Origin of the sequence: Pararhodobacter zhoushanensis (assembly GCF_025949695.1) — a bacterium.
Classification (GTDB): Bacteria; Pseudomonadota; Alphaproteobacteria; order Rhodobacterales; family Rhodobacteraceae; genus Pararhodobacter; species Pararhodobacter zhoushanensis_A.
The window spans coordinates 144,518-167,924 of sequence record NZ_JAPDFL010000002.1 but is presented as its reverse complement, the minus strand read 5'-3'; the positions used below and the strand labels follow the sequence as shown (position 1 = coordinate 167,924).

The 23,407-nt window shown below is 64.7% G+C and carries 22 protein-coding genes; 10 read left to right on the top strand and 12 right to left on the bottom strand.

Annotation, left to right across the window (positions count from 1 at the left end):
* Positions 1–124: 124 nt before the first annotated feature.
* The 3 genes from OKW52_RS22895 to OKW52_RS22885 all read right to left on the bottom strand — a co-directional run bounded on the left by OKW52_RS22895 (position 125) and on the right by OKW52_RS22885 (position 3,316).
* Positions 125–1,180: a quaternary amine ABC transporter ATP-binding protein gene (locus OKW52_RS22895; RefSeq protein ID WP_264507909.1), complete on the bottom strand. Its 1,056-nt coding sequence runs from the start codon at positions 1,178–1,180 to the stop codon at positions 125–127.
* A gap of 10 nt (positions 1,181–1,190) precedes the next feature.
* The gene (locus OKW52_RS22890) at positions 1,191–2,240 is read right to left on the bottom strand and encodes an ABC transporter permease (protein ID WP_264507908.1); all 1,050 of its coding nucleotides are present in this window, start codon (positions 2,238–2,240) and stop codon (positions 1,191–1,193) included.
* A 95-nt stretch (positions 2,241–2,335) separates the two neighbouring features.
* Complete coding sequence (locus tag OKW52_RS22885; protein ID WP_264507907.1) at positions 2,336–3,316, bottom strand: ABC transporter substrate-binding protein; 981 nt, start codon at positions 3,314–3,316, stop codon at positions 2,336–2,338.
* A 758-nt stretch (positions 3,317–4,074) separates the two neighbouring features.
* Here OKW52_RS22885 and OKW52_RS22880 point away from each other — a divergent pair.
* Positions 4,075–5,358 carry a TRAP transporter large permease gene (locus tag OKW52_RS22880; RefSeq protein WP_264507906.1) on the top strand — a complete coding sequence of 428 codons (1,284 nt, stop codon included), beginning with the start codon at positions 4,075–4,077 and terminating at the stop codon, positions 5,356–5,358.
* Between the two features lie 10 nt (positions 5,359–5,368).
* Positions 5,369–5,899, top strand: coding sequence for a TRAP transporter small permease (locus OKW52_RS22875; RefSeq protein WP_264507905.1), 531 nt, complete (start codon positions 5,369–5,371; stop codon positions 5,897–5,899).
* A 6-nt stretch (positions 5,900–5,905) separates the two neighbouring features.
* On the opposite strand, the gene OKW52_RS22870 is transcribed toward OKW52_RS22875, so the two are convergent.
* The 4 genes from OKW52_RS22870 to OKW52_RS22855 all read right to left on the bottom strand — a co-directional run bounded on the left by OKW52_RS22870 (position 5,906) and on the right by OKW52_RS22855 (position 10,772).
* Positions 5,906–7,381: an amidase gene (locus OKW52_RS22870; protein ID WP_264507904.1), complete on the bottom strand. Its 1,476-nt coding sequence runs from the start codon at positions 7,379–7,381 to the stop codon at positions 5,906–5,908.
* A 3-nt stretch (positions 7,382–7,384) separates the two neighbouring features.
* A complete protein-coding gene (locus OKW52_RS22865) occupies positions 7,385–8,434 on the bottom strand; it encodes a phosphotriesterase family protein (RefSeq protein ID WP_264507903.1) in 1,050 nt (349 codons plus the stop codon).
* Entirely contained in the window at positions 8,431–9,729 is a 1,299-nt protein-coding gene (locus OKW52_RS22860) for an aspartate aminotransferase family protein (protein WP_264507902.1), read from the bottom strand. The genes OKW52_RS22865 and OKW52_RS22860 overlap by 4 nt, the downstream gene beginning before the upstream one ends.
* Positions 9,730–9,794: 65 nt before the next feature.
* A complete protein-coding gene (locus OKW52_RS22855) occupies positions 9,795–10,772 on the bottom strand; it encodes a TRAP transporter substrate-binding protein (RefSeq protein ID WP_264507901.1) in 978 nt (325 codons plus the stop codon).
* Positions 10,773–10,951: 179 nt separating this feature from the next.
* Here OKW52_RS22855 and OKW52_RS22850 point away from each other — a divergent pair, with 179 nt between their 5' ends.
* Positions 10,952–11,668 (top strand): TetR/AcrR family transcriptional regulator, encoded by a 717-nt coding sequence (locus tag OKW52_RS22850; protein ID WP_264507900.1) that lies wholly within the window; start codon positions 10,952–10,954, stop codon positions 11,666–11,668.
* A 126-nt stretch (positions 11,669–11,794) separates the two neighbouring features.
* Here OKW52_RS22850 and OKW52_RS22845 read toward each other — a convergent pair whose 3' ends face one another.
* Complete coding sequence (locus OKW52_RS22845) at positions 11,795–12,913, bottom strand: Fic family protein (protein ID WP_264507899.1); 1,119 nt, start codon at positions 12,911–12,913, stop codon at positions 11,795–11,797.
* 148 nt (positions 12,914–13,061) lie between these two features.
* On the bottom strand, positions 13,062–13,346 hold the full coding sequence (locus tag OKW52_RS22840; RefSeq protein WP_264507898.1) for a hypothetical protein: 285 nt from the start codon (positions 13,344–13,346) through the stop codon (positions 13,062–13,064).
* A 99-nt stretch (positions 13,347–13,445) separates the two neighbouring features.
* On the opposite strand from OKW52_RS22840, the gene OKW52_RS22835 reads away from it, so the two are divergent.
* The 7 genes from OKW52_RS22835 to OKW52_RS22805 are packed head-to-tail and all read left to right on the top strand — an operon-like array spanning position 13,446 to position 20,080.
* A complete protein-coding gene (locus OKW52_RS22835) occupies positions 13,446–13,865 on the top strand; it encodes a Zn-ribbon domain-containing OB-fold protein (RefSeq protein WP_264507897.1) in 420 nt (139 codons plus the stop codon).
* Positions 13,841–14,965 carry a thiolase C-terminal domain-containing protein gene (locus tag OKW52_RS22830; RefSeq protein WP_264507896.1) on the top strand — a complete coding sequence of 375 codons (1,125 nt, stop codon included), beginning with the start codon at positions 13,841–13,843 and terminating at the stop codon, positions 14,963–14,965. The genes OKW52_RS22835 and OKW52_RS22830 overlap by 25 nt, the downstream gene beginning before the upstream one ends.
* Before the next feature lie 9 nt (positions 14,966–14,974).
* A complete protein-coding gene (locus OKW52_RS22825) occupies positions 14,975–15,301 on the top strand; it encodes a hypothetical protein (protein WP_264507895.1) in 327 nt (108 codons plus the stop codon).
* Positions 15,302–15,352: 51 nt separating this feature from the next.
* Positions 15,353–16,675, top strand: a complete 1,323-nt coding sequence (locus OKW52_RS22820; protein ID WP_264507894.1) for a Rieske 2Fe-2S domain-containing protein — start codon at positions 15,353–15,355, stop codon at positions 16,673–16,675.
* On the top strand, positions 16,672–17,892 hold the full coding sequence (locus tag OKW52_RS22815; protein ID WP_264507893.1) for a CoA transferase: 1,221 nt from the start codon (positions 16,672–16,674) through the stop codon (positions 17,890–17,892). The genes OKW52_RS22820 and OKW52_RS22815 overlap by 4 nt, the downstream gene beginning before the upstream one ends.
* Positions 17,889–19,112 (top strand): CaiB/BaiF CoA transferase family protein, encoded by a 1,224-nt coding sequence (locus OKW52_RS22810; protein WP_264507892.1) that lies wholly within the window; start codon positions 17,889–17,891, stop codon positions 19,110–19,112. The genes OKW52_RS22815 and OKW52_RS22810 overlap by 4 nt, the downstream gene beginning before the upstream one ends.
* Positions 19,109–20,080: a PDR/VanB family oxidoreductase gene (locus OKW52_RS22805; RefSeq protein ID WP_264507891.1), complete on the top strand. Its 972-nt coding sequence runs from the start codon at positions 19,109–19,111 to the stop codon at positions 20,078–20,080. Before OKW52_RS22810 ends, OKW52_RS22805 begins: the two co-directional genes overlap by 4 nt.
* Before the next feature lie 53 nt (positions 20,081–20,133).
* Here the strand turns inward: OKW52_RS22805 and OKW52_RS22800 are convergent, their stop codons facing one another.
* Genes OKW52_RS22800 through OKW52_RS22790 form a run of 3 tightly spaced genes read right to left on the bottom strand, consistent with a single transcriptional unit; the run spans position 20,134 to position 23,397 of the window.
* Positions 20,134–21,126, bottom strand: a complete 993-nt coding sequence (locus OKW52_RS22800; RefSeq protein WP_264507890.1) for a nitroreductase family protein — start codon at positions 21,124–21,126, stop codon at positions 20,134–20,136.
* A complete protein-coding gene (locus tag OKW52_RS22795) occupies positions 21,116–22,243 on the bottom strand; it encodes a CaiB/BaiF CoA transferase family protein (protein ID WP_264507889.1) in 1,128 nt (375 codons plus the stop codon). Before OKW52_RS22795 ends, OKW52_RS22800 begins: the two co-directional genes overlap by 11 nt.
* The gene (locus OKW52_RS22790) at positions 22,240–23,397 is read right to left on the bottom strand and encodes an acyl-CoA dehydrogenase family protein (protein WP_264507888.1); all 1,158 of its coding nucleotides are present in this window, start codon (positions 23,395–23,397) and stop codon (positions 22,240–22,242) included. Before OKW52_RS22790 ends, OKW52_RS22795 begins: the two co-directional genes overlap by 4 nt.
* Positions 23,398–23,407: the final 10 nt, after the last annotated feature.

Sequence of the window (23,407 nt, the reverse complement as noted above, 5' to 3'; positions counted from 1 at the left end):
CTGTCGGCATTGCAATGTACCAATGGGGTGTGTGGCGGGGCCATCAACACACCCCGTCAGAGCTGCTTCCCGCGCTGATCGACGGGGTGGCGAATGACGTCGCCTCCGCCGACGATCAGGGCACTTATACTGGGCGATCCTCGTCCTGACTGCTGCTCGGCACCAGAGCGAGCATGACTTGCGGCATCTCCAGCGTTCCGACCGGCTCGCCGTCAGCGACCACGCGGAAGCGCGGCGTCAAGGTGCCCTCCGCTGCGGCGATGACGCTTTCGAGGTTGTCGTTCGGCGCGATATCGCCCGCAAAATCGCCTTTGGGCGTGCCCGTCTTCATCACGGAGCGGACGCGCAGCACACGGGCGCGGTTGATGTCGGCCACGAAATCCTCGATGTAAGGGTCCGCCGGGTGCAGCAGGATATGCTGCGGCTCACCCTGCTGGATGACCTCCCCCTCGTTCAGGATCACCAGATGGTCGGCCAGCTTCAGGGCCTCATCCAGATCGTGCGTGATGAAGACGATGGTCTTGTGCAGCTCTTCCTGCAATTCCAGCAGCAAGTTCTGCATATCGGTGCGGATCAGGGGATCCAGCGCCGAAAAGGCCTCGTCCATCAGCATGATGCCGGAATTCGAGGTCAGCGCCCGGGCAATGCCCACACGCTGCTGCATGCCGCCGGACAGTTCGTGCGGATATTGGTGGCCGTTGCCGCCAAGCCCGACGCGCTCGATCCATTTCTGCGCCTCGACTTCCCAGTCGGCGCGCTTCACGCCGCGGGTGGCCAGCGCGGTGCCGGCATTCTCCAGCACCGTGCGATGCGGCAGCAGGGCGAATTTCTGGAACACCATCGACATCGTCTCGCGCCGCAGCGTGCGCAGCCGGGGTTCCGGCCAGTCGAGGATGTTCTCGCCATCGACCAGCACCTCGCCTGCCGTCGGTTCGATCAGCCGGTTCAGGTGGCGGATCAGCGTGGATTTGCCCGAGCCTGACAGGCCCATGATCACGGTGATCTTGCCTTCAGCGATATCGACATTGATGTCGCGCAGACCCAGAACGTGGCGGGTGGTTTCCAGAAGTTCGGGCTTGCCCATCCCCTGCCGGACCTTTTCCATCGCGGCCTGCGGATCGGGACCGAAGACCTTGTACAGGTTGCGGATCGAAACCTTGACGGTTTTTTCGCTGTTCATCGGGCTCTCCTCACCGGTTGGGTCCGCTGGCGTCGATGCGGCTCAGCGCCGCCTTGGTCACGCGGTCCAGCATGATCGCCAGCAGCACGATCCCCAGCCCGGCCACCAACCCGGTGCCCAGTTCCAGATTGCGGATGCCGCGCAGCACGAGGATGCCAAGACCCGGCGCGGCGACCATCGAGGCGATCACCACCATCGCCAGCGACATCATGATCGTCTGGTTCACCCCGGCCATGATGTTCGGCAGCGCCAGCGGGATCTGTACGCCGAACAGCTTCTGACTTTTCGTCATGCCAAACGCGTCAGCCGCTTCGATCACGTCCTTGTCCACCAGCCGGATGCCCAGATTGGTCAGACGCACCACCGGTACGATTGCGTAAAGGATCACGGCGATGCCGTAGAGCTTGGGCTCGGTCACCGAGAACAGGAAGATCAGCGGAATCAGATAAACGAAGGGCGGCAACGTCTGCAGCATGTCGAGCACCGGCGTCACCGCATTCTGCAGCCTGTCGCTGCGCGACATGGCGATGCCGATGGGAACGCCCAACAGGACGCAGATGAAGGCGCAGACGAAGATGATCGCCAAGGTTTCCATCGCCGGCGCGTAGTGATCGACAAAGGCGAGGATGGCGATGAACAGCGCCACCAGCCCGACGACTTTCCACGAGCGGCCCACCCCATAGGTGATCAGCAGCAGGATCGGGATCATCAGCCACCACGGCGTGGCGGTCATCACCCAGAGCATCTCGCGCAGCATCCAGCTCAGCGGCTGGGTCAGCGGATCGACGACCACGCGCAAGGCGTCGCGGATGCCCAGAAACCCGGTTTCCAGCCCGACCGTCAGATCGCGCGAGCGCGGCAGCGCCGGACAGGCGGCGGCCAGAGTATCCATCGAGGGAAACGGCAGATCCCAGAGTGAGCGCGCGGCTTCGGCAGCTTCGGAAGTGCTGCCCTGCGCCCTCGCCATGAGATCCGCCATCGACATCGGGCCGCTCTGCGCCCCGTCGTCGCACCAGTCGCGCAATCCCAGCGCGTTGAAAACAGAGTCGTAGGTAGCCATGCCATCCTCGGGCACCGGGCCCGTCCCTGAAATGTCAGCAAGGAACGGCGCCGAAGAATCCGGCGCCGTCCGTGGTCTGTTTGTGAAGATCGCGCTTAGTCGAGCAGGGCCGACAGGTTCTCGCGCGCGTCGTCATTCAGCCAGGTTGACCATTCTTCGGGATATTCCGAAAGATAGTGAACTGCCGTTTCCTGAGCCGAGGCGGTGTTGTCGTCCTGCCAGGCCAGAAGCTGGCTCATCACATCGGTCTGGAACACCATCTTGCTGAAGAACTCGGTCAGTTCCGGATGATCTTCGGTGAAGGCGCTGGTGACCGAGGTCAGGATCGGCGCATCGGGGAATTCCGAAACCTGCGGATCGGCAGCATCCGGGTTCTGCAGCGCGGCAAAGGCTTCCTCGTCATACGCGCCCAGATCGACGCGGGTCATGTCATACTTGCCCAGCGGGATCGTGGGGGCCCAGTAATAGCCGAACCACGGCTCGCCATCGGTCGCTGCGGCACCCAGCGAGGTTGCCAGCGTCTCGCCGGAACCGTGGTTGAAAACCTCGATCCCGTGGCTTTCGAGATCCAGCGCAGTGATCAGATTGTCCGAAACCACGCGGCAGCCCCAGCCGTCCGGGCAGTTGTTGAAGCGCCCGCCGACCAGTTCGGGGTTGGCCAGGATGCCCTCGATGGTGGTCAGCTCGGGATGTTCCTCGGCCAGTGCGGTCGGAATCCACCAACCTTCGACGCCGCCGGGCTCCAGCACATTGGCCAGCCGTACCATGGTGCCGGCTTCCTCAAGCTGGCGGTAGGCGTCGCCGGCCGAGTTGAGCCAGAGGTCGGTCACCACATCAGGCTCGCCATTTTCGGCGACCGACGTGATTGCCGGAATCGTGTCCGAATTAACCAGCGTCACGTCGCAGCCATAGCCCTGTTCCAGCAGGAACTGCGCGACTTCGGTGATCACCTCGGCCGAGGCCCAGCCCATCTGGGCAATCGAAACTTCCCCGCACTGGGCGGAGTCCTGAGCAACGGCGGATGTGGCCATCAGTCCCGCGGCGCCAAGGGCCGCGAACGAATAAAGCGTACGCATGTGTCGTCCTTTCAGATAGGGTCGGACCAGCCAGGTCCATCTTGCCGCGCACGCCGCATGGGGCGCGCGTCGGTGCGCTTCAACGAAGGCAGGGCGGTCGCAACGCTCCCCGGCGCTCTTGCGCGGGGAACCGGAACGCACCGGCGTCGGAAACGGGCTTTCGGCGGTTTATTGCCATGCGCGGAGTTTCACACACCCGGACCACAGGCACAACCCCTGGGGGCCGACGCAGCAAGTCTGCGCTCTGGCGCGGCCGCTTCAACCCCGTCTGTCGCCCGTCGGATTGCCCGGAAACAGGAGCGAGGACCAACTGGGGAACCAGGAGGTATTCTGTGGAAAACGGGAACAGGCCGATACCAGAGGTTCAGCGTGAAGCGGTGCGGCTGGCGCTGAGCAGTGGCGGGACGCGGATCGCCGTCACCCTCAGCGCACAGTGATCGAGCGCCTCTGCTGTAGCCCGGCAGCAGCACCGTCAGCGGGCCTGCCGTGCCGGTTGACGGCGGTGCGACACGCTGACGACGCTCCCTGCTGTCCGGGCGCGTCGAATGCCACCCGCAGCGCAGGCAGTTTCGGGCGGTTTATTTTGGCATTGCCCCGTCCCACAGCTGAAAATTGCCGCAGTGCAGACGGCGCAGGCCACTGAAAAGGCGCACGCAAAAGCGAGCATGACCAACGGCGAAAGTAGTGTTTGACACAAGATTTCCGGCGTTTAATGTACATTGTACAATTGAAATGGACCCGTCGCGAAAGGACGTCCCTTGGCTGCTATTTTTGTCCTGCTGTGGTCAATCCTGCTGCTCGCAGGTGGAGCGGTGCTGGCGCATCTGATCGGCGCTGCCTCCATTCTCAGCTTTGTCGCTGCGGACCGAACGCGGTTTCTGGCAGCCATTCCGCAGCGGATCATTGCGCATGTCGATCTGTTCTCGATCATGTCGATGCCGCTGTTCATTCTTGCTGGCGAGATCATGAACCGGTGCGGGCTTACCCAGGCCCTGCTCGACGTCGCCAACGCCTGCATGGCGCGACTGCGCGGGGGGCTTGGTCATGTGAACATTCTGACATCGGTGTTCTTCGCCGGTATTTCAGGCTCGGCGATGGCTGACGCCGCTTCGATCTCGAACACGCTGGTGCCTGCGATGCGCAAAAGCGGCTATTCGCTGGAATATGCCGGTGCGATCACGGCGGCGTCGTCGGTCATCGGGCCGATCATTCCGCCGTCGATTATCATGATTTTCTATGGCGCGCTGACCAACACGTCGGTTGCGGGGATGTTCGTCGCCGGGTTGGTGCCAGGTCTGCTGATCGCAATGGCGCTGTTTGCCGCCAACGCGATACAAGCCTACCGCCATGACCACCCGCGCGGCGAAAGCGTTCCGGCGCGCGAAACGCTGCGCCGTCTGCTCTATGCGCTGCCGGCGCTGGTGGTGCCTGTCGTCATCATGTCCGGTATCGTCTTTGGCATCGTCACCCCCACGGAAGCGGCGGCTCTGGCCGTGCTGTGCACGATCCTTGCCGGTCTTTTCTACCGGCAAGTGACCCTCAGCGTGCTGTTTGAATCCGTGCAGCGGACGGCGATCCTGACCGGCTCGATCTTCATCCTGCTTTCGGGCGTGGCGGCCTTCGGCTATCTGGCCGGGCTCGAGCATCTTCCCTCGCGGCTGGCCGTGCTGATGTCGTCGCTGGGGCTGGAAGGGTGGCGATACCTGCTGCTGCTCAACCTGGTGTTTCTGGTGGCGGGCATGTTCCTTGAGGTGCCGGTGGCCCTGGCGCTGCTGGTGCCGCTGCTGGCTCCGGCGGCGATCGAGATGGGCGTGCACCCGATCCATCTGGGCATCGTTATCGTCGTTAACCTGACGCTGGGCATTGTCACACCGCCCTTCGGCGCTGCGCTCCTGGTGGTATCGGCGGTGTCAGGCGCGCGGTACTGGGGGATGGTGCGCGCAGCCCTGCCTTTCCTGATCGCGCAGCTTCTCGTTTTGCTGCTTCTGACACTGGCGCCCGAGATCACCCTTGCCCTGCCCCGCCTGTTCGGCTTTGCCTGAGGAGCATTCGATGACCCCCCTGTTTGATCGCTTTCACGCGACCACCACCGCGCTGAATCGTTGGGTGCGCCGCGTTGCGGGACTCTTGTTTGCACTGATGCTGCTGATCATGCTGTTTCAGGTCGCTGCGCGCTATATCTTCTCGTCGCCGCCGGTCTGGTCCGAGGAACTGGCGCGCTGGCTGATGGTCTGGGGCGGGCTGCTGGGGGCCTCGGTGGCGTTTCATACCCATGCCGATCCGGCGATGGTCAAAGCGCCGCTCGACAGCCTGCGCCGCCAGAAGATACAGGCCGTCGCCCGCTTGATCGCGGCTTTCGGGTTCTTCCTGCCGGTGCTGTGGTATTCGTGGCCGTTCCTGCTGCGGCAGATCAATCAGCCGTCCGAAGGAATGCAGATTTCCAGCGCGTGGATGGTCTCGGCGCTGCCGGTGGCCGCAATCCTGATCTGTCTGCACGCGCTGGCGGGATTGGGAGCGGTGTGGTCACCGCGCATCCGGGCTGCCGAGATCGAAAAGCAGCGCCAGGGGCACGGTGACAGCTGAGCACATTTAGTCCAGATCGAAGGCACCAGGGGCCTGTCTGATCGGCGGCGCTGTGACAAGCGCCGCCATGTCAGGCGCGGTCGGGCACAAGGACGGCAGCCCGGCAATCATCCGTTCCAGCGCAAGGCCCAGGGCCAGAACACCCCGGTCATCATGCCGCCGCCCGATGATCTGCAGGCCGAAGGGCATGTTGTTTTCATCACGGCCGCAGGGAATGGTCAGCGAGGGGCAACCGGCCAGCGTCGACGCATAGGCCAGAGCAAGCCAGTGATAGTAGCTTTTCGTGGCTACACCGTCGATTTCGGTCGGAAAAAGCTCGTGCCAGTCGCGCGGCCCGATGCAGACGGCCGGGCTGAGCACATAGTCTGCCTGCCCGAAGAAATCGTGCCAGCGCAGGGAATAGCGCTGCTGCTCGATAAGGGCGGCGGTGATCTCCTCGGGACGCAGGCGCAGGCCTTCCTCGACATTGGCTGTCACATTGGGGCCGACCTTGCCGGGGTGATCGCGCACAAGATCGCGATGCGGCCCAAGGAACAAAACGCCGCGCAGGACTGAGAAGATCTTGTCCGCGCCAGTGCAATCGGGGCTGGCCGGGTGCAGGCCCGGCAGCATGGGCGTCAGCGTGTCGATGATCGTGCCAAAGCTGCGCCGGATCATTGCCTCGGTCGGGGCGAAGCCGAAATCGTCCGAAAAGGCCAGACGCAGCCGCGCCGGATCGACCTCGGGCAAGCTGGCAAAGCCTGCGGGATCCCAGGGCGTGCGTCCCTCTATGACCGGGGTGAACGGATCACCGGCATCGGCCCGCGCCTGCACCGAGAGCAAAAGCGCCGCGTCGGCAACATTGCGCGCCATCGGGCCGACCGTGGACATCGGGATCAGGCCGATGGACCGACTGGCCGCCGGAACGACGCCGGGCGTTGGGCGAAAACCGACCACGCCGCAGAAGGCCGCCGGATTGCGCAGCGAACCGCCGGTGTCCGATCCGGTCGCCAGCGGTGCCATGAAAGCCGCCAGCGCTGCCGCCGACCCGCCCGAGGATCCGGCGGCGCTGCGCGTCACATCATGCGGGTTTCCCGTGACGCCGTAGACGCGGTTGCGGGTGTTGCCGCCTGCGCTCCATTCGGGACAGTTGGTCTTGCCGAAGGGAAGCGCCCCTGCGGCCCGCAAGGCCGCAACCATCGGATCGTCGCGTTTGGCCATATTGGTGGCGAACAGCTCGGAGCCAAAGGTCGTCGGCAGACCCGCCACATCGACCATGTCCTTGACCAGCAGCGGCAATCCGGCAAGCGGCCCTTCGTCGCCCCGGATCGTTTGCGCGGCCTTGCGCGCGCCCTCGATGTCACGCGCCACCACAGCATTGATCGCGGGATCAACCGCGTCGATCCGGGCAAGACAATCGTCCAGCAATTCCAGCGCTGAAAGATCGCGGCGTTGCAGAAGGTTGCGGGCCTGAACGGCCGAGAGTTCGCTGGGTCGGGTCATGGCTTACACAATCGTCAAAAGGCGGCGGGGCGTATCGACGAGAATCGTGCGGATCTCGTCTTCGGTAAATTCTCGGCGGCGCATCAGTGGCAGGACATTGGCGAAGATATGCTGAAAACCATGACCGCCGAAGGCTTCGAGCCGCGTCTTGGTGCAGATGTCATGGCTTATCAGGATCTGATCCAGATGCCCGCGATCAATCAGCGCACGCAGCCATTTCAGCCGCGCGCCGTCGTTCGGCATGTCGATGGCGGGGTTGGGGAAATAGTAGCTCTCTTCCCAGCCAAAGAGATCGTATTCGATCACCACGCCCGTGTCGGCCAGCCGGAACAAAGTGTCGGTGTCAAAGATCGTCCGGTCGGTATGGCCAAGGATCACCCGGTCCATCCGCGCACCGCGCGCGGCGACGAACTCGGCCACCTCCTGCGGCTGGTTCTTGTGCCGGCCGGGATGGACACTGAGCGCCGCACCCGTTTCCTGCTGTGCGATCACGGCGCCCTGCATCACGGCCTGTTCGATTGGTTGCCACGGCGACTGACAGCCGATCTCGCCGATGATGCCTGCCCGCACGTCGGTGCCCCATGCCCCGACGGTCAGTGCCTGTATGATCTCTTGTGCCAGGGCGTCGGTGCCTTTGCCGGCCACCTCTGGCAGATGATACTCTGACACATAGTGCCCGCACCCCATGACGATGTTGAGCCCGGTCTCTTGCGCCATCCAGCGCAACTCGGCGGGCCGGGGGCCCAGTCCGCCGACCGTCAGGTCGACGATGCTGCGCCCGCCAGCCCGCTGCATTTCCATCAACTCGGCCTTCAGAACGGTGAAATCCTGCAGCCGCATGTTGTCGCGCGCATAGTGCTGACCCGCGCGGGCGCGAAAGCAGTTGCACAGGTCGATCTCGGCATCCGATACGCCGTCGCGCGGGTCAGTGCCGCGCAGCGCGGGCGGATTCAGGTCGATGAAGACATGCTCGTGCATCAGCGTCTGACCCAGCGAGGCGGGATCGACCGGACCAACCACCGTCTGAACCATTCCCCGGTACATCGCGCTCATGCGGCATCCTCGGCCATGATCCCGGCAATGTCGGCCAGAACCTCGGTCAGCGCCGTGAAGAAACCCTCGATTTCCGCATCGCCGATGGCGAGCGACAGGGCGATGAGCCCCCGCGCGGCGAAGTACTGCCCTTTCGCCATCATCCCGAACTGAAGGAGCCGGCGCAGCGCGGCAGAGCTGTCCGCTGTCTCCAGCCGTGCGTGAATGTTCATGATCGAGCCGAGGCCCGTCGCCTCGAAGGGCAGCCCCGAAGCCCCGAAGGCTGCGTTCAGCCTCCCGCGAAAGGTCTCGCCGCGTTCGAACAGAGCTTCCAGTGCCGCAGGCGTCAGATAGTGGTCGATCGCCGCGACGCCGGTGGCCATGGTCAGGCTGTTGTTGTTGAAGGTTCCGGCGTGGGCCAGCGCGTCGGGGCGGGCCGGGTCAAACCGGTCCATGATGCTGGCGCGGCCTCCGAAGGCACCAAAAGCCAGACCGCCGCCAAAAAACTTGCCCACTGTGGTCATGTCAGGGGTGATCCCCAACCGCGCCTGCATACCGCCTTCAGCCATCCGCGCCGTCTGCACCTCGTCGAAGATCAGCACCGCGCCGTGGGAATCGCACAGGCTGCGCAGTCCCGCGAGGAAGGCCGTACTGGCCACGCGGCACCCTCCGGCGCCCTGCATCGGCTCGACCAGAACGGCGGCAATCTGCGGATCGTGCGCGAACGCCGCTTGGACAGCGGTGAGGTCGTCAAAGGGCAAAACGTCGAACTGATACGGCGCATTGACCCTGTCAGCGCCCGGTATGAAGGTCGCAACCCCGCCGTGATAGCCGCCCTCGAAGGCAATGATCCGCTCGCGACCGGTCGTCAGTCGCGCAGCGGTAATCGCCATGATCGTCGCTTCCGTACCGGAATTGGCAAACCGCACCCTGTCCATCGACGGGAAGCGTGCGACCAGCCGCTCGGCCAGCTCGACCTCATAAGGCGTGTGCGACGACAGGTTGATGCCGCGTGCATGGGCGTCGGCCAGCGCGCGCGCAAGGATGGGCGAGGAATGGCCGAAGATCCCGGCGGTGAACTCGCCAAGGAAATCTACATAGGTGTTGCCGTCGACGTCCCGGATGCGGCATCCCTCGCCACTGGCAATGCACAGCGGAAAAGGCGCTGACCAGAGCGACGAGCGGGTATTCCCGCCGGGCAGCACCGCGCGCGCCCGCTCCAGCGCTGCAGCGCTCTGGGGATTCTTCGCGGTGAACTTGTCGATGGCAGAGTCGAGCCCGTGCATCAGGGCGGGACGGATGCGGTCCAGTGGCATAGTGACGTTCCCTTAAAGACAATTCCCGGGGGCTGCGCATCACAGCCCCCGGCAGAGGCGCTTGGTCAGCGCGTGGCTTCGATCTGGGCCATCAGCGGTTCGAGCAAGGCGGCGTCCAGTTCGATGTTGGCGCGCAGCCCGGCGGTGGCGTCAACAAAGGCCTGCCGCTCGTCATCGGTCAGATCGGTCACGGTATATCCGGCGTCGCGGAGCTTTTCCTTCTCGGCGTCAACCATGCTGGCGGCCCAAGTGTAGATCGACGCGCTCGCTTCGGCGATGGCCGCGTTGACCGCTGTGCGCTCATCGTCGCTCAGCCCTTCCCACCAGGTTTCAGACGCGATGGCCAGGCGCGCGCCGACCATCAGCTCGGCGTCGGTGTAATATGAGAACAGATCGCCTTGGCCGAATGTCAGGGGCACGTTCACCGGATTGATGTATCCATTCACGGTTCCAGTCTGAATCGCGGTTGTGACCTCGCTGAACGGGATCGGCACGGTGGACCCGCCCAAAGCTTCGATCGCCGAGATCTGGCCGCGATCCAACGCCCGCCACCGCACGGCTGCAAGATCGGCCGGTGTACGGACTTCCTGCTGATTGTTGAACAGACCCAGAAATCCGGTCAGCGGGATAATGGCGAGGACACGCATTCCATCCGGGGCAATCCGCTCGTTGAGTTGCTCCAGAAATTCCGTCTCGTTCACGAAGCGACCGAAATGGGCAAGGTCGTCGAACAGGTAAGGCAGGCGCAGCACATCCATCGCCGGATCGCGGCTGGCAGCGGCGGCGTACCCAGACATCGAGACATCGAGAATACCGGCCCGCACCTGATCCAGACGCTCGGCTTCGCCGCCGATGGATTCGTAGGGGAAGATCTCGGGCTCGAACCCGGCTTCGATCAGCGCGTCCGCAAAGTCGCGCGCCCAGCGGTAGCTGGGCTGGACGTCATAGGCGGGCGGCGTATCGAGCGCGATGGTTTGCGCGGCGGCGGGAACGGCCAGGGCAAGAGCGAGCGCGCTGGCGACAAGGACGGGTGTAAAGTTCATGACTTCCTCTCCTGTTGACGCCATCTGGCGTGGCACGTTGAGATTATCACTGTTAATAACATTGTACAGGAATATTCGACGCTCGAGATCCCGCAGCCAAATTCGGTGGCGCTGAAAGAGAATTCTGTCTAGTTTTGGCACGTTGCTCGCTCGACGGGCGTTGTGAACAGGAGAGGCGTATGGCCGGCAAGCGCAGGACGAAAAGCTCGCTGTCACGCGACAGCATCATGGCCTCGGCACTGGAGCTTATCGACACGCGCGGGCTGGATGCATTCACCATCCGCAATCTTGCCGATTCTCTGAAGGTCTTCCCCACGGCGCTTTATTGGTACTATCCGGCGCGGATCGACATCATCGAAGCCGTCGTGCAGCGGGTTCTCTCGGGCATTGTGCCGCGGGCAAGCGATGACTGGCGGGTCTGGTTGCGCGCGTTCGCGCATAATCTGCGCAACGCTGTCGCCAAGCATCCGAATGTCGCACCGCTGATCGGCGGGCAGCTGGTGTCCAACACCTCGGCAGATCTGGAGATGATCGAGGCGATTCTGGGCATGCTGAACCGCGCCGGGTACGAGGGCCCGTCTCTGGTGCCCGCGTATAATATGTTCATCGGCGCGCTCGTAGGTTTCGTGACGCAGGAATTTGCGGGGGCCGCCGGATCTGATGAGTCACGCCTGCATGAACGCATCGAACAGATTGCCCGGCAGATCGATGCCGACGATCATCCGCTGCTGCATACCAATTCTGGCGCGATGCTGGGAAACGCGTTCATCCTTCGCTGGGTAAACGGGACCGAGCGCCCGATGATTGGCGGGTTCGAAATGTTGGTCGAAACACTTGTTGCAGGTCTTGCCGCCGGTGTGGGACGCGCGCAAACCGGCACGATCCGCGACGGCTGAGGGCTGGGCACGGGAGTGTCGCAGGAACACACCCATCTGGCAGCAGGCGTCAACGCCTGCCCTGCCATGCAAGTTCATGTTGTTAAAGGATATAGTCCACGCATGAACCCCTTTTTTGCTCAGGGTTCAGTCCTTTCTGTCCTTATCTAAAGTTAACCAATACCGCGTATGCCGCCGCTCCCCGGTCCGGTTCAGGGCGCCCATTTCCACCAGGTCCTGCAGATCCCGGGTTGTGGTTGCGCGTGACGTCCCGGTGATGGCGATGTAGTTTTCGGCGCTGAGCCCGCCCTTGAACCCCTCGGGCCCCGCGCGGAACATGCGCTCAACCCCCTTGGCTTGCCGGTCGTTCAGCCGGTCGCGGAACTGGTCGTAGAACTTCGCCTTGGCGATGAAGAAGGCAACCCGCGTCAGTGTGACCTGCTGCGCGGTCAACACCGTCTCGCCGAACCACAAGAGCCACGCGGTCACATCCAGCGTCTTCTGGTGGGCTGCGAGCTGGTCGTAGTATCCCTTGCGGTCGCGTTCGATCGCATAGGCCAGTGCGATCAGGCTCGGCTGGCCGATGGTCTGTGCAAGGGACTTTTCAGCCAGAGCGCGGCCCAAGCGGCCATTGCCGTCCTCGAACGGATGGACACTCTCGAACCACAGGTGCCCAAGTGCCGCGCGCGTCAGTGCGGGCAGTGGCGCGGGCCCCTCTGGCGCCGTGCGGTTGAACCAGTCGACGAACACGTCCATTTCGCCCTGGACCTGCGCCGAGGGCGGCGCTTCGAAATGCACCGTCGGCCGGTCGAGGCGGCCTGACACGATCTGCATGGCGTCGTCATGCCGACGGTAGGCACCGATCGTCTCGAGGCCCCGGTCATGGGACAGGAGCATGCTGTGCCAGCGACAAAGGGTGTCGTGGGTCAGAGGGGCTGCGTGGTTCGAATAGACATCGACCATCATTTCGGCGATGCCCTGCTCGCGGGGCCGGGAGGGTGCGCCATCAGCGGTCAGACCGAGCTGCCGCCGCAAGGAAGACTGGACGCTGGACCGGTCCAGAACCTCGCCCTCGATGGCGCTCGTCCGCATCGCCTCTTCACTCAGAAGCTCGATGCGCAGCCGGTCACGCGCGTCACCTGACACATGGCGGACCGCACCAAGGATTTCGCCTGAGGACAGCAGAAAGCGCCGTTCGAGGGGTTCGACGGCGGCACTGTCATAGCGGAAGTCCGGCCAGTCGGGTTGTGTCCAGTTCCAGCGCATGAGCGATAGAATTCCTTTCTATAACTCATGATGCGGCAAAATCATGATTTATGGAAGAAGGTTCTATACCTCACCACCGAGTCCGAAGGTCAGACACATCTCCCTGTAACTGACCGGATCAGCGGTGCCGTATCTGATCGGACAAGTGTCAGGCCGCGTCGCTTGTGGGTTTGTCGTAAACGTCGGCCATGGCGACGTCCCGCCACGCGGGCTGCAGGTCGCCAGTAGTCCATTGGTAGGGGAAACCCACCAGATTGTCGGCCTTTGTGAAGAGGTCCAGCGCGTCGGCACGTCCGGCGTTGGTTTTCAACTCAAGCGCGCGAACGTCGCGGTCCCGCCACAGGGGCAGCGAGATCCGGTGCCTTGCGACCGAACCGACGTACGGTCGCTCCGATGTCGGACAAACACAGGGCAGCGAAGAGAGCAGGGGCAAGTCCTTAACATTATACGACTTTCACGCCCTTCCGTGGTTTTTCCAAAAGTCTTCTCCCGGCATTGCGCAAATGGTCAGTCCATTATATACATTCAGTCAATGACCCAGTTGATCACTCATAACGCCCTTCGGCCACAACCCGTCGTCACCGCGGAAACCCGGACCTTTTGGGACGGTGCTGCGCGTGGTGACTTGCGGCTGCGACGTTGCACCGGCTGCGGGCGACTCGCCGCGCCGGGTGCGCCGCGCTGTGTGGGATGTCTGGGTGACGCTTTTCGCGACGAAACGCTGTCGGGGTCGGTGGTGCTCGTCGGGCGCACGGTGCTGCATCTGCAGCCGTTGCCGGGGCGCGACGGACCGCTGGTGATCGTCGAATGCGCCGTTGCCGAAGATCCGCGCATCGTCTTGATCGCACTGGATGAGGGCGACGTGACCGAAAACGCTCGGCCGGGGTCACCGTTCACAGTGATCTTTCCGGCGACCGAGGAGGGCGCATGCTTCGCCACGGTGCAGCCATGAGCGTGGTCATCGTAGGATTCGGGTCATCCGCCATCGAGCGCCGCAGCGACCGCGGGATTGCCGGCTTCGCGCTGGACGCCGCGCTGGCTGCACTGGCCGACGCGGGGATCACCCGCGAGGATGTCGACGGCTATGTCGGCGCACCCTATGCCACGAACGCGGGTTCACCCCATGCCGAGGCGGGCGACGAAATCTCGCTCAAGACCGTTTCTTCGTTGATGGGGTTGAAATTGGGCTGGGGCGCGGATCTGTACCGCCGCTATCCCACCGATATGGTCGCCGCAGGCGCGCATGCGCTGGTCGCGGGCACGTGTCGTTTCGTGCTGGGCCTGCGCGCGCTCTATGTTGCGCCCGGTCTGGACTATGCGACCGGGTCGGTGGACCGCGTGTTTGGTGCCGACCAGTTCAGCAAGCCCTACGGTTACGCGACGGCCGGTGCGCGCTTTGCCACGCGGGCCTGGGCCTATATGGCGCGGCACGGGGCGACGCGCGACGATCTCTTTGCCATCGTTGATCTGTCGCGCCGCAACGCCGGGCTGAACCCCGATGCGATCTGGCGCGACAAGCCGCTGTCGCGTGAGGCTTTCCATGCCGCGCGCATGATTGCCGAGCCGCATGGTCTTTATGACTGCGACCTGCCGGTTTGCGGGGCGCAGGCTTTCATCCTGTGTCGGTCTGAAGATCTGCCACAAGGTGCCACCGCCGCCCGCGTCGCCGGGTTCAGCGGCTTCGCCAAGCCCGAGGCGCTCTGGACGATGAGCGGTCGCAAGCCCGCCGATCTGGCCACCGCGCAGCTTTACGACGGGTTCTCGTCGATGGTCTGGGAATGGCTCGACGGGCTGGGCATCACCGAGCCGGGCGGCGCACCGGCCTTTTTGCGCGACGGTCACGCCGCGTTCGGCGGACGCCTGCCGCTCAACACCTTTGGCGGGGCCTTGGGCGAGGGGCGTCTGCACGGCATGGGCCATCTGCGCGAGGCCTATCTGCAGGCCGCTGGCCGCGCTGGTCTGCGCCAGCAAAAGCAGGGCCCGGCCTTGGTGCAGGTCGGTCCGTTCGACGATTCGTCTTTCGTGCTGCTTGAACCCCATTCGCCCGTCTGAGGAGAGCCCATGAACGTTCGCGAGTATCTTTCGGTGCCCTACCTGCTCGAAGCACAGGCGGTTGAGCGCGACGGCCAGTGGACCCGCCGCCTGCGCTATCCCGAGCTGCCGGGCGTCGAGGCCGAGCACGATGATGTCGAGCAGGCGCTGGTCGAGCTGGAGCGCCGCCGCATCACCGAAGTCATGCGTCGTTTGCGCGCGGGCGATCCGCCGCCGGTGCCGCGCAGCCCGCTGGAAACCACGGATCAGGGCTGGTGGGCGCGTCATCTGGGACTGGGCGCGCTGATCGACGGGCAACTGGACCGCGACGGGGCGGATCTGGCCCCCAACACCTAACGCAGCGCCGCCGGGGCGCGGCACGGACATTGGCACGAAAGGAGAGCCGACATGCTTTCGCACGAAGACAACGAAACGCTCGTCCGGGTTGGCCCCGGAACCACGATGGGGGGCATGATGCGCCTCTACTGGATGCCCTTCATGGCGTCCAGGGATCTGGAAAAGGACGGCGAGCCGCAGACCGTGCGCCTGCTGGGCGAAACGCTGATCGCGTTCCGCGACACCGAAGGCCGCGTCGGTCTGGTCGACCACATCTGCCCGCATCGCGGCGCACCGCTGGTCTTTGGCCGCAACGAGGATTGCGGCCTGCGCTGCGTCTATCACGGCTGGAAATTCGACGTGGACGGCAATGTCGCCGACATGCCCGCCGAGCCGGTCCGCTCGCGCCTGAAGGACCGCGTCAAGATCAAGTCCTACCCCTGCGTCGAGCGGGGCGGGGTGGTCTGGACCTATATGGGCTCCGAGCCCGAGGAAAGCCGCCCGCCGCTGCCCAATCTGGAGTGGAATCTGGTGCCCGAAGAGAACGTGGTGATCAGCTTTCGCGTTCAGGAATGCAACTGGCTGCAGGCGCTGGAAGGCGAGATCGACAGCGCCCATGCGCCGATCCTGCACGGGCGCATTGATGAGGGCGGCTCGATCAACCAATGGGTCGCCAAGCGCGACCTGCGCCCGACATTCGAATGCATGCGGCAGGAATTCGGCATGTCCATCGCCTCGCGGCGGGTGCTGGATGACGAGACGCTCTACTGGCGCGTTAATCAGTTCATCATGCCGTTCTATTCGCTGGTCCCGCCGCAGTCGAACTATCCCGAACTGTCGGGCCACGCGTGGATTCCGATCGATGACGAGAACACGCTGTGCCTGATGTTCAGCTATCACCCGTCGCAGCCGATGTACGAAAAGAGCCGCGACATCTTCGTCAATGGCCACAAGGGCCGCGAAACCGGCCATGCCAGCGTCAACGCCTTCGAGGACAAGGGCGCGCTGCAGCCTTACGGGCGCTACACCAGCCGCTACCGGCGCGAGACGGGTTACCACTTTGACGCGCAAGCGCAGCGCACGACCTGGTTCTCGGGGCTGCCCGGACTGTGGGTGCAGGACGCGGCCTGCCAGTCCGGGGTGATGCGGGTCTATGACCGCTCGCTCGAGCATCTGTGCACCTCGGATACCGGCATCGCCATGACGCGGCGGATGCTGCTGGAGGTTGCGCATGCCTTTGCCGAAAGCGGGGCCAAACCCGAACGGTTCAGCGATCCGGACCTCTACATGGTGCGCGCCATCTCGATGAAGCTGCCCAAGGATCAGGCGTGGGACGATGCGGGCAAGGGCCCGATGACCGCCAAGCTGGGTGAAGGCTTCGGGTACGAGCTATGAGCAAGACGGCAAGCGCCCTTGACGGGCTCAGAGTGCTGGAACTCTCGGCGCTGGCCGGGGCGGTCTGTGGCCGCGTGCTGGCTGATCTGGGGGCCGAGGTGATCAAGCTCGAGCCCGCAGGGGGTGAGCCGTTTCGCCGTTCACTGCCCGTGGTGCCCACGGCGCTGGGTGACGAAAGCGCGGCGTGGCTGGCCTATAACCACGGCAAGAAAAGCGTCACGCTGGACCCGGTGGCCGATGAAGCGGCGTTTGCCGCGCTCTGTGCCGGGGCCGATATTGTCGTGACCGACTGGGAACGGCTGGATCTGGACACGATGGACCAACTGGCCGCGATTGCCCGCGCCGCCAACCCCGCGCTGGTCTGGTGCGAGATCCTGCCCTTTGGTCGCGGTGGCCCCTTTGAGCGCTACGCCGCCACCGACACTGTGCTGCAAGCGCTAGGGGGGCATCTGTACCTGAACGGCGACGTCGATCGCCCGCCCGTGCGCATCAGCCTGCCGGTCGGCTCGATTCAGGGCGGGGCCGAGGCCGCCTCGGCCGCACTGATGGCCTACTGGCACGCACTGAAGACCGGCGAGGGACAGCGCGTCGATGTGTCGGTGCAGGCCTGCATCGTCTGGACGCTGCTCAACTCGACGATGGCCTGGCAGATCCTTGGCCTGAACGAGATGCGCGGCGGGGCGATCCGCAAGGAACGCGCCAACCGGTTCTACACCCGCCTGGTCTGGGATACGCAAGACGGCTACATCTTCTTTGGTCCGGTCGGCGGCGGCGGTGGTTCGGCGCGGATCAAGTCGTATGAGGCGCTGGTCAGCTGGATGGCCGAGGAAGGCATCACCGACCCCATCCTGACCCGCCACGACTGGAACGGCGACGGCCAGTTCTTCATCCCGCAGGAAGATTATGACGCGGTCACGCAGGTCATCCTCGGCTTCGTGCGCACCAAGACCACCGATGAGCTGATCACCCGCGCGGTGAAAGAGCGCATCCTGCTCGCGCCGATTTCTTCGGTCGCGGGGGTCTTCGACAACCCGCAGTACCGCGCGCGCGGCTATTTCCGTCCGCTCGCCGATCCTGTGCGCCAGCTCGACATCGAGCTGCCCGCCCGGTGGGCCAATCTCTCGGCCACGCCCTTGCGCGCGCCCATGCCCGCGCCGCTGCCGGGCGCGGATACGGCGGCGGTCCTGTCGACGCTTGAACAAGGAACCTCGGCATGATCGACGCCCTGACCGCTGTGACAACCGAGGCCACGGGGATCTTCGCTGGCCTGAAGGTCGCCGATTTCACCTGGGCTGCTGCCGGCCCCATCGCCACCAAGCAACTGGCCGACAATGGCGCGACGGTGGTGAAGGTGGAAAGCTTCAGGCACCCGGATTCAATTCGCCTTGGCGGGCCGTTCATCGACGACAAGCCGGGCATCAACCGCTCGGGCTTCTTTGCCGATTTCCACACGTCCAAGCTGGGCATCTCGGTTGATATGAGCAACCCGGCGGCGCTCGAGATCATTCGACCGCTGATCGAATGGGCCGATGTGGTCGCCGAAAGCTTCCGCCCCGGCGTGATGAAGAAATGGGGGCTGGATTTTGAGAGCCTCAGGGCGATCAACCCGCGCATTGTCATGCTGTCCTCGTCGCTTTACGGCGCGGGCGGACCCTGGGCGCGGCACCCGGGCTATGGCGCGCAGGGGCAGGCGCTGTCGGGCATCCATGGGATGACCGGCTGGCCCGACCGTCCGCCTGCAATGCCCAAGGGCGCCTATTCTGACAGTGTCTCACCGCGCTATGCGCTTTCGGCACTGGTCGCGGCGCTGATCCACCGCGAGAAGACCGGCGAGGGGCAGCATGTCGAGCTGAGCCAGATCGAGGCTACCGCGCAACTGATGGCGCCCGAGTTGCTGGCCTATCAGGTCACCGGCGAAGAGATCACGCGGCAAGGCAGCCGCAAGCCCGGCTCGATCCTGCACGGCGTCTTTCCCTGCGCGGGCGACGAACGCTGGATCGCCCTGGACTGCGTGACCGAGGCGCAGTTTGCGGCATTGGGCGGGGTGTTGGGCGATGGTGCCGGGCTGGACGCGGCGCGTGACAACGGGCTGGATGCGCTGGACGAAGCGGTTGCAACGCTGACCGCACGGCGTGACGCTTTCGCCCTTATGGCCGCCTGCCGCAAGGCTGACGTGCCCGCCGGCGTCGCGAACAAGGCGTCCGATCTGCTGAACGATGATGTGCTCAACGCCCGCCACCATTTCTGGCCGCTCGACCACGCCGAAATGGGCGAGCTGCGCTATAACGGCCCTGCGTACCGCTTTGAAAAAACCCCCAGCGCCCTGCGCTTTGCCTCGCCCCGGCTGGGCGAGCACACCGACGCCGTGATGACCCGCATCCTTGGGTTCAAGGTTGCCGATATCGAGCGGTTCAAGGCGGAGGGGTTGCTGCAATGAGCGACGGTGACATCCCGGTCCGCGTCAAGCAGATGCGGCATGAGGCTGACACGGTGCTGTCGGTCACCTTCGAAACCCTCAACGGCGCACCCTTGCCCAAGGCCGAGCCGGGCGCGCATGTGGATCTGATCCTGACCGACGATCTGCGCCGCAGCTACAGCCTGACGGCGGCGCTGGACGGGACCACCGCGCAATGCACCGTTGCCGTGCACCGTGATCCGAAAAGCAAGGGCGGCTCGGTCTATGTCCATGACACGATGCGCGTCGGGGACAAGCTGCGTCTGTCGCGGCCCAAGAACCACTTTGCGCTTGATCAAAGCGCCGGGCACTCGGTGCTGATCGCGGGCGGGATCGGCATCACGCCGATCCTGGCGATGGTGCGGCGGCTGACCGAGCTGGGCAAACCGTGGCACCTGCACTACGCCGCGCGCAAGCGCAGCGCGGCGGCGTTCCTGCCCGAGATCGAGGCCTGCGTGGCGCAAAGCAACGGGCAGGGCGCGCTGACCCCGCATTTTGACGACGAGGTCAGCGGCGCGCTGATTGATCTGGCGCGGATCTTTGCCGGGGCGGGCGATACGGCGCATTTCTACTGCTGCGGCCCCGAGCCGATGCTGGCCGCCTATGAGGCTGCCGGACGCGCTGTGCCCAAGGCGCGGGTGCATGCCGAATACTTCTCGGCCAAAGAGGAAGTCGCGCGCGAGGGCGGGTTCGATGTGGTGCTGAACCGCTCGGGCAAGGTGCTGCACGTCGACGCGGGCAAGACCATTCTGGACGTGCTGATCGCCAACCGGGTCAGCGTCCCCTTTGCCTGTACCGAGGGCACCTGCGGCACCTGCGAGACGCGGGTGATCGAGGGGCGGCCGGATCACCGCGATACGATTCTGACAGATGAGGAACGCGCGCACGGAGACACGATGATGGTTTGCTGCTCAGGGTCGAAGAGTGCGCGGCTGGTACTGGACCTCTGAGGCTCCGTCACGGGCAAGAACCGGCTCCACCCTTGTGGCGGGGGCGGTTTCTCTTATGCCAGTGGCGGATTCAGGCTGAACGCGGCCTCGACCGGCAGGCGTGGCGAGGCGCAGACCGTGGCGCTGTCCGGCATCAGGCCAAAGCCCAGCAACACGATCACCAGCTGCGCATCGTCCAGCCCGATCTCGGCGCGCAGGGCGCGGTCGGTGGCGGGTTCGACGGACCAGTTGAGGAAGCAGGTTCCCAACCCTTCGGCATGAAGCCCATGCGCCAGCGACATGGCGAAGAGCCCGCCGTCGATCCACGCCTGATAGCGCTCGCCCGCGTGTTCCCAGTGGCGCAGGTCGCTGGTGATCACGGCGATACCGCCCAGTTCGTGCCCGAAGGTGCGGTTGCCTGCCTGATGGCTTCGCACCCGGTTGATCAGCGCGGGGTCGGTCCAGACATGCGCGTGGCAGGTTTGCCGGTTGCAGCTTGAGGGCGCGGCTTGTGCCGCCGCCACGGCGCGGCGGATGGCGTCGTGTGGGACCGGGCCGGGCGCGAACTGACGGACCGAGTGGCGGGCTTGGGCGAAGGCGAGGAAGTCGAGGACGGTGGCGCTGCGCAGGGTGTCAGCGGTGAGGGTCTGCGTGCCGGCTTCAGCGGCGGGTGCGGGCAGGGCAAGCGCGGTCTGAACGGCGGGCGGTAGGGTGCTGCCCGCATTGAAATCAGCCCAGAGGCGCAGCGTGGCAAGGCCAATGGCCGCGGCCTCGGTCCCTGCACCTTCAGCACTAAGATCGCCCGCCAGCCGTTCGGCCCGAGCCAGTCCGAACCCCGGCCGTGCCGCGCGCAGCGCCATGCCGTATTCGAGGAAATGCGCATCCGCCAGCATCCGCGCCGCGCGGCTGGGCGTGCTGTGGACGCGGTGAAGCCACGCATGGCGGCGAAAGCGCTGCGCGTCATAAGCCACGCCCCGCCAGAATCCCCACTCGGCCCGCACCCACTGCCGCCAGGACGGCGAGGCGGCGACGCTGCGCCCCGCCTCGCGCAGTCGCTCAGTGCTCATGTGCCGACGTGAGCGCGCCGAGAATTTCCGCGGTGCCTTCCCCCAGCGCGGGGATCATCCGGCGCACCTGCGCGTCGGTTTGCGACAGGCGGAACGGCGGGTTCGGCACGCTGAACGTCCCTGCGCCATCCTCGACCGTGCCGACGATGCCGCGCTCGACCGACACCGGATCGGCCAAAGCCTCGGACACCGTGCGGTAGCGCGAACAGGGCACGCCGGCGGCCATGAACAGCTGTTCGCAGGCGTCCGAGCTGCGACTTGCGGTCCAGCCTTCGACATGGCGCATGATCTCGGCCCAGTTCGCCTCGCGTCCCGCCGGGGTGGCGAAACGCGGGTCATCACCCCACTCGGGCGCACCCAGAACCGACAGCATCGCAGCGAAATTCTTGCCCGACAGCGGCACGACAATGACAAACCCGTCCGAGGTTTTCACAGGGATATAGACGTGCCGCTTGCGGGCCTGCGGGAACTGCGCTTCCTGAACTTCGTAGATCATCATCGAAATGAGGCTGTCCATCAGCGCCACATCGACGCTCTGGCCCTTGCCGGTGCGCTCGCGCTCGAACAGCGCGGTCTGGATTGCGCCCCACGCATAAACCGCCGCCATGACATCGGCATAGAACATGCCGGTGGGGGCCGGGCGTTCGGCACCGGGCGAGAAGTCCATCAACGCCAGATCGAGGCCCGAGGCCGCATGGATCATCGGCGCATAGGCGGGGCGCTTGGCCCCTTCACCCTGCTGCCCAAAGCCCGAGATCGCGCAATAGATCAGCCGGGGATTGGCCGCTGACAGCGCCTCATACCCCAACCCCAGCCGCGCCATCACACCGGGGCGGAAATTCTCGATCACCACATCGGCTGTGAGCGCCAGCGCGAAGGCGTCGCGCCGCCCCTCATCGGTCTTGAGGTCCAGCACAACGCTGCGCTTGCCCGCGTTGAGCGTGCCGAAATAGGCCGAATGCCCATCGCGCAGCGGTGGGCGACCGCGCATGGAATCGCCCTCGGGTGTTTCGATCTTGATGACCTCGGCGCCGACATCGGCCATCAGGCGGCCCGCAAGCGGGCCCGCCATCACCTGACCGAAATCGAGCACCCGGATGGGTGCAGGGCCGCTCATTGCTTGAGCATCGCCCGGGCAATGATCAGGCGCTGGATCTGGTTCGTGCCTTCATAGATCTGGCAGACCTTGGCATCGCGCATGTAACGCTCGACCGGGTTGTCCTGCAGATAGCCAGCACCGCCAAAGACCTGCACGGCGTCGGTGGTCACCTTCATCGCCATATCCGAGGCGAAGGTCTTGATCATCGAGGCGAGCATCGGGATGCGCGGGTTCTTGGGCTCGCGGTCAATCAGGGCGGTGACCTGATAGAGCAGGGCGCGCGCGGCTTCGATCTGGATCGCCATATCGGCCAGCATCGCCTGCACCAGCTGGAATTCGGCAATCGGGCGCCCGAACTGGACGCGCTCTTTGGCATAGGCAAGCGAGGCGTCAAGCGCGGCTTGCGCGATGCCGATCGAGGCGGCGGCGACGGTCGGGCGGTTCAGGTTCAGCACGCCCATGGCGTTCTTGAAACCCTGACCTTCAGCGCCGATCAGCGTGTCGGCGGGGACGCGGACATTTTCAAAGAACAGATCGCAGTTCTTGATCCCGCGCAGGCCCATTTTCTTGGGGCTGCCGCCGATGGTGATGCCGGGGGTGTCCATCGGGATCAGGAAGGACGAGATGCCGTCATGGCCCTTGCCTTCAGAGGTGCGGGCGAACAGCAGAATGTATTTCGCCTGATCGGCCTTGGTGATGAACACCTTCTGCCCGTTGATGACGTAATCGCCCCCCTCTTTGCGCGCCGAGGTCTTGATCCCCGACACGTCCGAGCCGGTGTGCGGCTCGGTCAGGCCGATGCACGACAGGGTGCGGCCTTCGGCGATCTCGGGCAGGTAGCGCTGGCGCTGCTCTTCGGTGCCGAAATGGACCAGCGGCAGGGCCATGGCGATCGAGGTGGCGCCGACAAGGTGCGAGACAGCGAAAGACGCGCGCGAGACTTCTTCCTTGGCGATGCAGGCCATCGTCGTGGTGCCGCCGGGGCCGCCGTATTCCTCGGGGACCATGATCTGGATCAGGCCCAGATCGCCGAACACCGGGACCAGCGAATGCGGCATGTGGTCGTCCTGGTCGATCCTGGCCGCAATCGGCGCGACCTCTTTTTCCGTCATCCGTCGTACGGATTCGCGGAACATGATCAGCTCTTCGTTCCCATTCGTGGTGTCCAGCATCGTCGTTCCT